This window comes from Acidithiobacillus thiooxidans ATCC 19377, from assembly GCF_009662475.1.
Classification (GTDB): domain Bacteria; phylum Pseudomonadota; class Gammaproteobacteria; order Acidithiobacillales; family Acidithiobacillaceae; genus Acidithiobacillus; species Acidithiobacillus thiooxidans.
This window is the reverse complement of sequence record NZ_CP045571.1, coordinates 1,327,410-1,341,716: the sequence shown is the minus strand read 5'-3', so window position 1 is coordinate 1,341,716 and position 14,307 is coordinate 1,327,410. Positions and strand designations below refer to the sequence as shown.

General features: G+C 47.4%; 12 protein-coding genes. 6 read left to right on the top strand and 6 right to left on the bottom strand.

The genetic code is table 11. The annotated features are described in order from the left end of the window. The first annotated feature begins 22 nt into the window (after nt 1-22). From GCD22_RS06825 to lnt, 6 genes are all read left to right on the top strand, one after another. Nucleotides 23-640 (top strand): thioredoxin fold domain-containing protein, encoded by a 618-nt coding sequence (locus GCD22_RS06825; protein ID WP_153940499.1) that lies wholly within the window; start codon nt 23-25, stop codon nt 638-640. 66 nt (nt 641-706) lie between these two features. Next, nucleotides 707-973 carry a hypothetical protein gene (locus GCD22_RS06820; protein WP_153940498.1) on the top strand — a complete coding sequence of 89 codons (267 nt, stop codon included), beginning with the start codon at nt 707-709 and terminating at the stop codon, nt 971-973. Nucleotides 974-1,029: 56 nt separating this feature from the next. Further along, on the top strand, nt 1,030-1,854 hold the full coding sequence (locus tag GCD22_RS06815; RefSeq protein WP_153940497.1) for an MbnB/TglH/ChrH family RiPP precursor modification enzyme: 825 nt from the start codon (nt 1,030-1,032) through the stop codon (nt 1,852-1,854). A gap of 14 nt (nt 1,855-1,868) precedes the next feature. Further along, nucleotides 1,869-2,654: an HvfC/BufC N-terminal domain-containing protein gene (locus GCD22_RS06810; protein ID WP_170286699.1), complete on the top strand. Its 786-nt coding sequence runs from the start codon at nt 1,869-1,871 to the stop codon at nt 2,652-2,654. Nucleotides 2,655-2,981: 327 nt separating this feature from the next. Continuing rightward, a complete protein-coding gene (locus tag GCD22_RS18835; protein WP_342353875.1) occupies nt 2,982-3,332 on the top strand; it encodes a hypothetical protein in 351 nt (116 codons plus the stop codon). Nucleotides 3,333-3,356: 24 nt separating this feature from the next. Beyond that, the gene (lnt, locus tag GCD22_RS06800; RefSeq protein ID WP_244947620.1) at nt 3,357-4,841 is read left to right on the top strand and encodes an apolipoprotein N-acyltransferase; all 1,485 of its coding nucleotides are present in this window, start codon (nt 3,357-3,359) and stop codon (nt 4,839-4,841) included. A 539-nt stretch (nt 4,842-5,380) separates the two neighbouring features. Here the strand turns inward: lnt and GCD22_RS06795 are convergent. From GCD22_RS06795 to GCD22_RS06770, 6 genes are all read right to left on the bottom strand, one after another. Continuing rightward, complete coding sequence (locus tag GCD22_RS06795; RefSeq protein WP_170286698.1) at nt 5,381-6,694, bottom strand: tyrosine-type recombinase/integrase; 1,314 nt, start codon at nt 6,692-6,694, stop codon at nt 5,381-5,383. 248 nt (nt 6,695-6,942) lie between these two features. After that, entirely contained in the window at nt 6,943-7,368 is a 426-nt protein-coding gene (locus GCD22_RS06790) for a Fur family transcriptional regulator (protein WP_010639029.1), read from the bottom strand. 69 nt (nt 7,369-7,437) lie between these two features. Then, nucleotides 7,438-8,529: an NAD(P)/FAD-dependent oxidoreductase gene (locus GCD22_RS06785; RefSeq protein ID WP_031572815.1), complete on the bottom strand. Its 1,092-nt coding sequence runs from the start codon at nt 8,527-8,529 to the stop codon at nt 7,438-7,440. A 20-nt stretch (nt 8,530-8,549) separates the two neighbouring features. Beyond that, nucleotides 8,550-12,101 (bottom strand): translocation/assembly module TamB domain-containing protein, encoded by a 3,552-nt coding sequence (locus GCD22_RS06780; RefSeq protein ID WP_153940906.1) that lies wholly within the window; start codon nt 12,099-12,101, stop codon nt 8,550-8,552. Beyond that, a complete protein-coding gene (locus GCD22_RS06775; protein ID WP_031572821.1) occupies nt 12,101-13,753 on the bottom strand; it encodes an autotransporter assembly complex protein TamA in 1,653 nt (550 codons plus the stop codon). The genes GCD22_RS06780 and GCD22_RS06775 overlap by 1 nt, the downstream gene beginning before the upstream one ends. A gap of 260 nt (nt 13,754-14,013) precedes the next feature. After that, nucleotides 14,014-14,274 carry a hypothetical protein gene (locus GCD22_RS06770; protein ID WP_024895310.1) on the bottom strand — a complete coding sequence of 87 codons (261 nt, stop codon included), beginning with the start codon at nt 14,272-14,274 and terminating at the stop codon, nt 14,014-14,016. Nucleotides 14,275-14,307 lie beyond the last annotated feature (33 nt).

Here is a 14,307-nt window from a genome sequence, read left to right as displayed (position 1 = left end):
ACGTACAGGAGAATCCGTAGGCATGAAAAACCGCTTCAGAACAAAAGCCCAGAAATGGCTATTTACCGGAATACTGGGTTGTAGCTTGTTGCTATCTGGTATGCCTTTCGCCATTGCGCAGACTCCGACCGCACCACCCAAGAAAATGACGGCAGCCATTCTCTGGAACCAAATTCTGGCCCATCACATCACCTACATTCAAGAAGGGCATAGCGGTCCCGTGATCTATGATTTTCAAGACCCCAATTGCCCCTACTGTCATGTCATGTATGAGCATGAAGCACCCCTGATCAAAGCGGGAAAGCTCACAGTGCGCTATGTTCCCGTTGCGTTCCTGACACCCCAGAGTCCCGCAGAAGCGGCCGCCTGGCTCCAGTCACCCCATCCCTTGAGGGCGTTAAAACACTTCGAGACTATTGTGGGTCCTGCACTTCGCAGTGGTAGCTACCGCCAGCTGCCCAAGGCCACCCCCACGGCCAAAACGACAGCAGAATTAAAACAGAACCTCGACATGATGAGTGCTCTGGGCTTTGAGGGGACTCCAGCCATCCTTTATCGGGTTAAAAACGGGCAACTGGGTCGCATTCCAGGAATGATTTCAGAAAAGCAGCTCACCGAATTGTTGCCGCATTTGCAATAAAATTTGCGTGGCTGATCGCCATGCAAAGAAGTCGTTATATCATGTCTGATGACAAGGAGATTGAAGATGTATAACCAAGATCAGCGTAACGTAGCAAAAGCTATTGCTGGAGCCTTTCTGGCCAGTTGTCTGGCCGGCGGCACCATGATAACAGTCGCTCATGCAGAGACCATGATGAACCCACCCGCGGCGAAAACCCAGTCCAATGCCAAAGCCGGTGGAGGAATGATGCGTCATGGCTGCAGTGGCAAAAGCCATACACAAAAGAAAAAGGACTCCATGATGGGTCATGGGTGTAGTAGCAAGACCCAAACGCACAAGTCCGGCATGTAACCAATCGGTCCTCCGGGTCTCTAGAAGAGATCCGGTACCTCCCGGGTAGAAAAGACATGACCGCGAACCTCCCCATGGGGATTGGTCTACGTGCCCCGCACGTGGATGAAGTCCTCGATACCAAACCGGATATCGGGGCATGTGAGGTGTATAGCGAAGATTACATGAGTGCGGGAGTTTCCTGGCTTAATGCGCTGGATCACATTCGCTCTGCTTATCCCCTAAGTCTTCATGGCGTTGGTCTGTCCATTGCTTCTGCGGACAGCCTGAATATGAATTATCTGCGCAGGCTGCGCGCCCTGATCGATCGATATGAGCCATTACGAGTATCGGATCATCTCGCTTGGTGTTCCCTGAATAATCGCTATTTCAGTGATCAGTATCCCGTTCCACGGCGGCGCTTTGTTTTAAGACATCTGGTATCGCGTGTGCATAAGGTCCAGGATTTTCTGAGACGACCAATTTTATTGGAAAATATTGCCACCTATCTGAAACCTGATTGGGCGGACGAATATTCGGAAACGGATTTTCTGATCGAGTTGGTAGAACAAGCGGGGTGCGAGCTGCTGCTGGATGTTGAGAACCTATCCATCAATGTTCTGAATCATGGTGGGGATCCAGCTACCTTTATCGAAAGTTTACCCCGGAATGCCGTGACAGAAATTCATTTGGCCGGCGGCGAACAGGTTACTCTGAATGGATCCACTGTACATGTCGACACGCACAGCCGCGAACCCAGCCCTGCGACCCAGAGCCTGTTCCGCCAAGCCAGTGATCGCTTTCCCAACGCGCTCCGCATATTGGAGTGGGATGCTGACCTGCCGGCATTACCGATCTTGTTAGCGACAGCCCAATGCTGTGTCTCCGGTATGATCCAATGAAGGACGATAGCCTCATGCTGCGTCAATGGCAGCGTCAATGGATAGCGCGACTACAGAAGGTGGGCCCGTCGGTTGGAGCGCTGCCTGAAGACTCCTTGATGGCCCAACATCAGTCAGCTTTTCGCATCTATCAAAACAATATTCAACAGCATCTTACCGAATCTCTGGCGTTTATTTATCCCGCCCTGCTCACAGCGATGGGTGAGGAGTTATTCGCTGAACTGGTCAGTACCTTTATCGCCGCAGATCTACCCACTGATCCGGATCTCATGCGGTATGGTGAGCACTTGGCATCCTTTCTGACCGTCCAGGGCGGAGTCCACTACGACAGAATCCAGCATGACTTTGCAGGTCTCGCGCGCCTGGAGTGGTTTTTCCATATGAGCGCCTTTGTCTATGAGCATCCTTTTGATCTGTATGAATCTGGTGCGCCTATTCCTCTAGGGAACCTGTCAGGGAAAACCCTCTATCTGGATCAACAACCCCCGCTGTTACGTACAAGCAAACCAATCATAATGTCTGTGATCTTACATCATGATGTGGAGTTAGAATCTCTGGGTGAGGATGCCAATGACGCACCCACTATATTTGGAATTTGTGCGGTGAACCATCCTGGATGGCCCCGTTTCTTGGCCCTGTCGGCAGGTGAATATGCGTTCATTCGACTGCTCACGCGTGTTGGCAATTCGCTGGAAGATGCGCTGTTGTGGGGGCTGTATAGCCAGCCAGATGGAAGATTTAATCTCATCCTTCAGGGCTTTCAAAACGGAGGAATCCTGAGTATCCGGCCATCTGAATAAGCTCTGATTCTTTACCCACGCTTTTTAAAAGGAGATAAAATGCGGAAACAGAATTTTCTTGGTATGCTTTGCATGCTCCTCCTTGCAGCCTTGCCAGTGCCGTCCATGGCAGCAATAAACTCTGCTGCACATGCCCCGGCGCAGACCCGAGCGGCATTCACACACAGTGTCCGGGCATTTAGGAAATTACCTAGACCATGGTCTCCAAGTGCTATCGCGATCGCCCTGAAACGCGCGGATACGTTTTGGATTGGATACCACGGTCCAGAATTGATCGCCTTTATGGACCCCAATTGTATCTGGTGCCATAGGTTCTATGAAAAGGCATTGCCGCTGATTCATACTGGAAAACTCCATTTGCGCGTGGTGTTAGTGGGTTTCCTGAAGCCCAGCAGTGCGGCTAAGGCAGAAGCAGTCCTCATGGCAAAACACCCAACGCAAGCCATGGCTTTTGATGAGTCTCATTTTAATGTGATCACTGAAGAAGGCGGAATACATCCCGCAGTCAACGCCCCAGTGTCCATTCGTCGGGCGGTACACCGCAACACCCAATTGCTGATTCGCACGGGAGAAGAGGCTACCCCCACACTGCTGTATCGGACCAGACAGAAACAGTGGGTCATCCAGCATGGTTTGGGGCCCCATGGTCTCCAGGAAATCATGGCGACGATTTCCTGAGTGGGTATGGCGTTCTCCCGATTGGTGTGGATTGCCGGTTTGGTTCTTGGTGCCTGTTGGCCACTGGCATTTGCCCCCTTTGACCAATCGTATCTGGCGATCATTTTACTGGTGGGTTTATTTGCGATAGCGGATCGCGCATCACCGCGCCTTGCTGCGTGGACAGGATTCACCTTCGGCTTATCTGCCTTTGCTGTGGGCATATATTGGCTCGCAATTCCGCTGCACAATTTTGCCCATATGGACTGGGTACTATCCGGCACAGCAGTCTTATTGCTGGCGTTTTATTGCGCATTATATCCAGCGCTCGCTCTATGGATTGCGAGGAAATGGTGGCCACGAAAGGGTCTATTTGCACTTCCATTTGTCTGGGTGCTTTCCGAATGGCTACGCGCACATCTTTTTACGGGATTTCCCTGGCTGGCCACCGGGTATAGCCAGACCTGGAGTATTCTAGGGGGGTGGGCTCCGTTACTAGGTCAGTATGGTGTCGGACTGGCTACGGCCTGCGTAGCCTCTCTGATCCTATTGCTCTACCGCCATCGGTCCGAGCGCCGCATGGTCATGAGTACGGTCGGTGCAATAATGCTTCTTTACGCAGGAGCTGCCGTCAGTGCGGAGATTAACTGGACCCAGCCCATTCGCCATCTGCTTTCGGTACGACTTATTCAGGGGGATATTCCCGTCACAGAAAAATGGAATACCCATCAACTGGATTCTGTGCTGAATCGTTATGTGAAACTCATTCTTGCCACCCCCAAGGGTACCATGCTGGATGTTTTGCCGGAGACGGCTTTTCCTGTTTTTCAAACCCAGATTCCAGAGTTACTTCAGGGTTTACGAGTGTGGTCCGCACATCATCACACGCAAATTATTTTGGGTATCGTTCAATATGCACATCAGCACTATTATAATGCGGCTTTGGATATTGATGGTACATCTCCCCGGCAGTGGTATCGCAAACAACATTTAGTCCCTTTTGGTGAATACATCCCCTTTCCGCACTTATTAGGTCCTTTAGTACATCATTTTCTCCCGGGCTTGGGTAGCTTCACACCTGGGGATGGGTCATCGACCCTGCAAGTGGATGGGCTGCGAGATGGCATGACGATTTGCTATGAGGAATCTTTTTCCCGAGATGTCAGGAAAGGAGTAGTGGAAGGGGCAACATTTCTAACGAATATTAGTGATTACTCCTGGTTTGGGCATAGCACTGCGTTACCGCAGAGTCTTCAAATGGCTGCCATGCAAGCACGGGAAGAGGAGAAACCGGATATTCGCGCTACAAATACCGGAGTGACTGCAATCATTTCGCCAAACGGGAGAGTGCAAGCGAAGCTTCCGGAGTTTGTTAGCGGAGCCTTGAATGGGAAAATAAACCCGAGAAAAGGAAAAACACCATTTGGAATGTTAGGTGACTTGCCATTCTTAATTATCTGCCTTTTTGCTCTGATTATTCAGGCCTTTCGTCCGATCCAGCGGACAGGCGTGGAGAATGACGTGCAATAAGCTCACACAGCAGATGAGCCAGCGGATAGACTACCACCATGTATGTTGACTGGGGACCGGATTCTTTTAGGCGCGATTGGGGGAACAGGCAACCTTCGCAGGATTAAGATTAATGCAAAATTCGAGTTAAATTCAACGTCCGCTTTCAGTCTTTACCAGCCATCAGATCATAGAGAATACTATGGCAACCAGTCGTCCGTTAGCAATGGCTTCGCCGAGTACCGCCACCCCAGATCATGCCTGCATTATTCGCGGTAGAGTCGGGTCGACGCCTGTCAAGCAGATCCAGCCCCCCTAATTCAGGGCGACGCTACGATGAAACTTTATTGTCCGTGAACATCTGAGTACAGCCATGGAAATTTTTGACGCCAATCTCAGGCCGGTGGTGATTTCATCGGCCTGTGACAGTTTAGGTAGTATTACGCAGCATAATAATGCCATTACGATACTAAAGAGAAACATAGGCGCAAAACAGGTGCTTTGATTGCCGCCGTGATTTTCATTTTACCAGAGAAATAGGTCCCGATTTTGCGTATACATCAGGCCTGTTTGTTGTGGTAAGGTTCCATGAGTTCCAAAAGGTATTTTTCCCACTTTTCCAAGGCTTCTCTTTTTTCGTCAATACGGTCGTAGCGGTCGTAGTGACGATCCTGGATTCCGCCGAGTCCGTGAGAGAGGAGATGGGCACGAAGATCTTTGGAAAAACCAAGGCGGGCCATTTCGGTTTCAACGGTGCGACGGATGTCGCGCATTTCGAATGGTTCCAAGCCAAAAGTTTTTTGAATGCGCTTGCATTGATGAGACAGGCTCGTAGACTCCATCACTGTGTCGCCATCTACACTGAACCAGATGGGGTTTTTCAACAAGGATCCTGGCATATGCCATTGCGCTATAAGCTGAGTGGCGAAATTTCCCAAGGGTAAGTAATGTAATCGGGGTTTACTGCGTTTTCCTTTGGGGTCCTTAATAAGCAGGATACTTTCGTTTTTGGAATAATCTTCCTCTCGGATTCTGGAGACTTGCGTTGGTCGTTGCCCACCGGCAAAAAGGGACAAGGCAAGACAGTAATAAGTGATACCAGTACCAGCTAGGACAGCAGACGCATATTGACCTAATTCCGCTTGTGTCAGTACGTGTTCGCGTGGCTCTGTATGGATGGCCGGAATAGCCAATACTGGGTTGGATTTTACATTGAACCCTAGCAAGTTTTTTGGAATAGCCGGATGGTAGGGAGCCTGCAGTGCGGTTTGAAATGCGGCGGAGAGTATACTGCGTAATTTCCCTGTCGTGCGCAATTTGCCCCTTTCGTGGATAGGGCGGAGTAGGGCGGCAATATCCTCTGAGGTGCATTCGCTGGCAGGCTTAATAGCGAGGTCCGGGGCGTTTTCCTTAAGGTAGAGGCGAGTGTTGTTGCGCACATCATGGGCATACGCAGGCTTGCCGCTTTCTTCCTTCCACTGTGCATAGGCCAGCATAAGATCAATAAGCCTATGGGTTGGTTCAGGAAAACCATCTGCATTCGCAGCTTCGGCTTGCCTGGGGGATGGAGAATTATTCAGTGGTGCAGCATGCTTCACGACCTTGGTTTTGATTTCATCGGCCGGATCTTGCCCTATTGAAAGAAACTTGCGGGCATCTTGGGCACGTAAACGAGCCTCCCGTAGAGAGCATACAGCGTAATCGCCGAAGGTTAGGACTCGGCGTTTCCCAGAGAACGTATATCGGAATTGCCAGACTTTTTTACCAGAAGGAAGGACGCGCAACTCCAGACCGTCGCCATCACGCAAGTAAATATCTTTTTTGGAAGAGTCAGGCCGGGCTGCTTCAATAGCGCGAGTGGTTAGTTTTTGCATGGGCGCTCCTGAAAGTACGTTTACTTTTACGTTTACTATTGAGGTTGCGCTTGCATGATGCCTCATGATAGAGCATGAGAGCAAATCCTATATTTTTCAGCAGACAAAGAATTTAATGAGAGAACATAAAAGGCTATGATTGAGATTTTATGTGATTAAGAGTCAGCTGCTCTACCAACTGAGCTAACAACCCAAGGAAAACGCATTATAAGGATTTAGAAAAGGAAGGCAAGAGGCGGCTAATCAATCTAATGGGCCACGCGTTGACGGAGACGGATGACGACCTCGACATTTTCCACTTCGGTTTCAGCGGGTATATCAGGAAGCTTACTGATTTGCAAGGAGCTTGCAGGAATATCCTGTAATTGGCCGGTATCCACATGATAGAAGTGGTGGTGCATGGACACATTGGGATCGTAGAAGACCTTACCTGGTTCTACAATGACTTCACGAACCAAGGAGTGGTCTGCAAATAAACCTAATGTATTGTATACTGTAGCCTTGGAGACCACGGGATAATCTGCGTTGACCCGCTGCATGATTTCTTCAGCAGAAAGATGGGCACAAGAAGAGAAGAGGGCATAGCCAATCTCCACACGCTGGCTGGTGGGATTAACACCTGCATCTCGTAACGTTTCCAAAACACGCTGCTTATTCCAATCCTGATTATCCATGTATGGTCCCTCTATAATTCTAAACTGGGTATAATTGTAGCTTTATCTAGTTACCAGGGGAAGACCTGATCAAGTCCCTTTCTGATAATGTGTTGCTGGAGCATAAGGGGTGGCATCAATGGGAGGGGCCTTGTCGGTGAGCAGGCAAGTAAGTATTTCTGCTGTTGCCGGTGCATTGGTGAGGCCATAACGAAAATGACCCGCAGCAACATACAGGCCGTTCCAGCCGGGTAGGGGGCCTATATAGGGAACACTCTCAGGGCTGCCGGGTCGCAGTCCCGACCATTGTCTGATGATGCTGGAACTAGTTAGGCCAGAAAGCTGGTCACGCGCAAAATTCCACAAGGTTTGCCGTGCTAGCGGCGTAACAGACTTGTCAAATTGCACGTTCTCACTGGTGCTGCCAGCCAGAATGAGACCATCCTGTCTTTGTACCAGGTAGTGATTATCTTGCATCAACATGGAATCAAGCATGCCTGGAGACCCCTGCAGCAACAGCATTTGGCCACGTACCGGATAAATTTGCAGATGAATATCAATTTGTTCAAGTAATTTTCCGGTCCATGCTCCAGCTGTCACTATAGCCTTGTCTGAAGCGATAAATCCCTGATTGCTTTCCACGCCGAGTAGTTGTTCATTTTTGCGTTTAAAGCCCGTAATTTCAGTTTGTTCAATGAGTTGGATATCAAGCTGTCGACAGCGTTCAGCCAGGGCAGATAGCAGGCGAGGATTCCGAACCTGTGCCACCTCAGGGCACCAGAGGTTTTTTTTGGTTGTAGCTTTGCCGCCAGAGACTTGCCAGTTCAGGCCCCAATTTTGTCCCCAGTGGCTGACATCATCTCGAAAAACTTCATTTTCTCCCTCAATAATGCGTAACCCGGACAAGGCCCACTGCGGATCAATATTGGTGAAAGAAGCCAACTCCGAAGAAAGAGCACGATGAAGTGACATACTATAAAATGACAGTCGAAGAAGTTCCGGGGGATAATGCCAAGGATAAAGAGGACTGAGAATGCCACCGCCAGCCCAGGATGCCTCCCTGCCAGTTTGTCCCTGATCCACAATGGTTATGGCAAAACCTTCCTCAGCAAGCCGAACGGCGGCAAGCATGCCAATGACTCCAGCCCCGATCAGGACGATGCTTTCTCGTTTTTTCAGCACCAAAAAGGCTCCATGGTGAGTTAAAAATCTATCCGATAAAATATGTTTGCACCATTCTGGGTGCCATTTTCAGTTTGTAACTCTATATGCTTACTTACACGATAACGCAACCTGGCAACTGTTCCGTTTCCCATCACCGATTGTCCTACGCTCAAATATAAATCTGGCGTCAAATAATGGCCCAAGGTAACCATGGCTCCAGACAAACCTTGTTGTCCATTAGAGGTTACGCCAACATCAATACCAGTATTACTCAGACTATTTCCGAAAAGCGCCGCACGACTGGCAGAAAAGAGAGTGCCTGCCGCAGCCGAAAGTAATTCATCCTGATTACCCAGACCACTTGAAGGCGTGCCGAGAAGTAGATAAGACAAAATATCGGCCTGAGACATGGATGGATTGGAATAGAGATTCACTTGTGGTACCTGCAAAGTCCCCGTTACCTGAACACCAGCTTTTACCGGCGTATTATCCACGGCAAAGCTGTCAGAGTTTTTGATGGTGCGTACTACGAGTACATCGAGATTAGCCTGACTGGCGGCCCCATGAAAGTTGATTGAGCCTCTTTCAAAATCAAGGCTATGGCCATAAATATCATAATGACCATTGACCATACGCAATATTCCTTTTACAGCAGGACTATGTCCATCCTGCATCCTGACATCCAGGGCCCCAACCAAATCGGCACGTAAGCCACTAATGAAGACTTTGGCATCGTTACCCAGAGTGACCTGCAAATTCACACTTAGAGCAGGACCTGCATTATTTTTCTTGATATTTTTAACAAAAACAACATCACTGGACGGTTTTGGTCCGTTAAAATCTGTGCCGAGAATACGCAGGCGATTCGTATGAATGGCACCCCCAATATTTATTTTTTGTAAGGTGCCATCAATATGAAGATCGGGACTGACGGCCGCCTGTACTTGAGGAAGATTCAAAGCCGTAAATGCATGGCCAGCTATGTGTAGGGCAAAATGTGTTTCGGGTCGCAGGTAGATGGTACCGTTTCCGGAAATACGACCTGTTCCCGAAGTTGCGTGCATGTCACTGATTTGCAACTCTTGACCATTGCCTAGCAGTTTGGCCCCGACATCTTGTAAATCGAGCCCGGCTTGAGGAACATACAAACCAAGACCTTGTAACTCAGCAGTGCCGTGCCATTTGGGATCTGCCCAGGTTCCGGTGATATCTCCTTCTATATTACCACCACCTTGGGCTCGCATTTTCAGGGCTCCGATAGGCAAAGCCGCAAAAAGAGGAGCCCCCAGTTTTGCCTGAACAGTCGCTTGAATTGCTGCTTGCTCATTCCATCGCCAGGGCAGGGCGAGGGTAACTGGACTATGCAGGTGTATTTGCGCAGAGCCCCAATTTTTTGGCAATTCCAGATATGACGTTAAGTTTAGATTTTTGGGTTGCCAACGCACCTGGCCGCTGAACTTCTGCAAATCAATGGATTGAGATACGTTATCAGATAACCAATGCAACTGGGTTTTCTCAAAATTCCAATTACCATCAGCATGACAAATACCATCACATTGTGCCTGTAAATGGGTATTTAAATATCCATCAAGAGATATATCATTATTTTTTTGTTTAAAATCAAGAGGAAGAGATAAAATATTCAAATTTAAACTGGCCAGGTTTTGCGCCGGGTTATAAAACCCTTGAGCGCCGATCTTTGATCCATGAGAATCATTGAATACGAGTGGAGTGATTCGAATGACACCGGAATTCCAGGATAATGTCGAAGGATGCTCCAGTTGCCAAAATCCGAGGCGCTTGCTTTGAAAATGGCTTTGATTTAATAAGAGATTCCAAGTTGAATGAGAATGTTGGACTAAACTATGCAGAGTAAATTGATTACCCGTTGATTGTGCTTCAACATCCATTCCAAAGTGCCCCAGAGTACCATGAGCTTGTGATTGTAGGTTGATCAGATACTGTTTGTATTCTGCGCCTTCGATATGCAGATTGGCTAGCAGCTTATTGTTAGTAAGAAGAGAGGCCTGGGCATCAAGTTTTCGGATTGCAATGCCTGCATAGAGCACTTTATGGGCATGTGCTTTTATACTACCCACCCAGTTCTGATTGGCCTGCGCAATCCAGCCATGAGCACTTGTTGAACCACGGGCATCAGGAGTCAACATTTGCCAATTGTCAACATTCAAAGAAAATGACAAATGTTTCTGCAAGTTACCAGAAGCAGTGACGGTTAACCCTGACCCACGAATATTCGCCTCTTGCAAATCCCACTGATTTCCAGAGAATTTCAGATCAGCATTACCCACCAGATTGGTTTTATATATTTGACTAGGTAACACCTGCAATTGGATACGCCCATTGATGTTTTTTGCTGCTTGCGCAGCATTTATGATCATATTACAGGACAACTGGCCGGGAACAGTAGAAAAAAAACGTTGATTTTGTAAACCTCTAAGCCGCAATTCACCCTGTACATTCATCAACGGTTGCCAATCTATTTTTAACTTTGCAGGTAGCAGTTTGGCACCGAGCATATTTCCCGTATAATCATATTGTAGGCCGGTACTGCTTCCTTCAATATTCCCTTGAATGCCACCAAAACCTGGCGATCCATTCATCGCAAATGCACCAATATAATGATTAAAATTCCCATGCAGGTGCAATTTAAATGATAAAGGACCGGCCGGTACAGACTTCGGGATATCTTTAACAACGATGTTGTTCAGTTTTCCATATATGGTGAAGTCACCAGCGCTATTCTCTGGAAGGTCTATTTTCCAGAATCCGGTGGTGGTTGTACTGAGAGATGGATTTTTTAACTCCATAGAATTCAATAAAATTTGGTGCGGAGCTATCCGAATCAGGCTGCTGATGCTACTCAGTGAATTTTTCTGATTAAATAGTAGCTTAATTGGCCCACCAAATGTATTGTCGCTTAAACCATGCCACGCCGCACTCCAACGGAGGCTAGTATGCGCAGGAGAGGACTCAATCCAGTCCCCCGTGGTGGTGAGACTTCGTTTTTCCATTTGGACTTGCGCAGAAAATTTCAACTGGCCAGTGGAAAGATCTGATAAAAGTTCGTTAATATGGATATTCCCATGATTCCATGAGATATTTTTAAGAGTGCCACTCCTTAATCTAAACGCATTTTTCTGTCCTTGCCACACCTGTAATTTTTCAATAGTAGTTGGCCCAACATGTATTGAGATGAATCGTGACCACAGCGGTACAGCTGGCCAAGCAAGATTCAGGTTATTTGGTTTTGAGGAGGATTTTGGTAAATATAGTTGACCATTAATAATTTTAAGGTCTACAACGTCAAGCTCTCCCCATAATAAATGACTAGGATGCAATACCCATTGCAAGTTCTGAGCAGTAAAGCGGGAAGATCTACTGGACCAGTTCAACTCTGATATTTTTAAACCATCCATTAAAGTTCCACTGATTTTTTTTGCACTTAAATGCGGAACTTGGGCCAATGCCCAGCGTGCACCGTTGTTGGTATTCAATAACCAAAATAGTCCAGAAAAAATAATCCCTAAAGTACAGATAAAAATCAAAATAGCCAGGTTTCTGAAGCGCATCACAGGCTAAATCCCACTGAAAAAGCAATTCGTACAGCCGGAGCCTTAGGATTCACTAAAGGATGTGCCAAATCAAAACGAATAGGCCCGACTGGAGAATACCAGCGGAACCCAATTCCTACATCCTGAAGTACGTGCACATTCGAGAAGCTGTTAAAAGCATTACCCGCATCATAAAAAGCAACAACTGCCCAATTTTTACTGACAAAGCGTTGAATATTGAAGCCAGCGACAGCCAGTAATCTGCCACCTTCCACTGCTCCATCGCTATCTACCGGACCCTGTGACTGAAAGGCGTAACCAGGAAGACTGTTTTGTCCACCTGCAAAAAAACGCAAGTTGGGCGGTAAATCACTAATGGGGCCATTCAACCACATCGCACCCACTTTGGCTCTTGTACCTATGACCCATTGCCGATTAATTCGTACATTCCAGCTGCCACGGGCACTGAATCTTACAAAATTAGCGGTGCTCCCCCATACTTTACTGGCGCCCTCGGCGCGAGCCGTCAGCGAGTAACCGGATATAGGCCGTAATATATTGCGGAAATCCTGGATCGTATATTGTAGGGAAGGGTAAATATAAAAACTGTTATTCACTTCATCTGCGACCGTATAATTAGCTTGCTCAAAATTAACCAGAGCTTCCAGGGAGGTGGTTTTATTGCGGCTATTATCATCGCGCAATGACCACTGTCGCCCAACACTTGCCAGCATCTCATTACTATCGTAAGCAGTGAGCGTTTGATTCTGATAACTGGCTTGTGCCATATATTCGGATCCTATATTTTTTCCGATAGGCCACTTATAAAGTATGCTGACGTTTCGGTTAAGCTGCGCCGCCAAAATAGAGACACGCACATGCTGAGCTTCATCAAAAGCATTGTAATTATCATAAATCAATGCTGCATTAGGGCCAATATCTGTACTATAACCAGCACCAACCTTAATATGTTGTGCTGGCATACTTTTCAAATTAATGCTGACAGGAACGAGATCATTTTTTTCTGCGTTCAAGTCACCCTGAACTGAGATATCTGAAAAACGATCCGCGTTACGCAAATTACTTTGAGTAACCGCCAAGGCTGCCGGTGCGTACCAGTCCCCTTCTTTGAAAGAAACATAACGCTCAACAAACCATCGAGGATAATGCTCTGCACCATGGACAGTGATAGAACCAAAACGAAAACGAGGTCCGGTATTTAACCATAAATAAATATCCGACCAAAATTCTTTTTTATCGATTAATATTTCATGGCGAGTATATTCTGCCTTGGCGTAGCCTTGTCTATTTAACGCTTCCAGTGCTTTACCTTTCCACTCCTCATAATCGACTTGATTAAGCACAGCCCCATCTTTTATTGGAAAAGCTTTGTAAAGATGGATTATGGATGGGATATTACTGCCTGTTCCGGATTTTTGGAGGTCAATTTTACGAACAATAATTGGCTTACCCAGTGAAATTGAGAATTGCAACAGATAATTTTTTGGACTGATAATTTTTTTACTGATTTTCCATGTTGCGTCGTAGTATCCATAGGCCTGTAATGCATCTTTGAGCCGAAGGTTGGCAGACATTTCTGTTTCTTCAAGACGGTCCGCCTTGTCGTCAATGGTCACGGTGGGTAAGGCTTTGTTCAGCTTTTCTGCCATGGAAGTAGGAACATCCTCAAAGCCAAAATGAACCACGTCCGCCAGAGCCGGGAACGAAAAAAATCCCAGCAACAAGACAATTGCCCCCCTGGATCTTGACGAGGCACGATTTTTAGCTTTTGAATAACGCTTTGTTCTTGAATTTGTTTTTTTCAGAAGCCCCCCTGCATCTCCATGTGCTGAACTTACCTTGTCGATCTTAATGATTCTAACATGATTTTCGGCAAATGCAGGGGAGCGCGAACAAGCTTTGAAGGAAACTATTTCTCTCTATCGAAAGGAGAGGTATTTTGGTGGATTTCCCGATACTGGGTGACCACAATGTCCTGATTGGTGCTTTTGCGCATTTTCCGTCTTTGCCACCAGAGGAAAATCATGCCGCTTGCACCTAAGATCGCCACCGCAATAAATGCGAAAATGGCGAAAAAAAACAAACCAATCAATAAGACCATACCGACCATGGCGGTCAGCAAACGCACCCACCAAGGTGCCCGATTGCCGGAAAAAGAGTAGTGTGTCATCGCGCTCCCTCTGAAATTACTGTGTTACTTTGT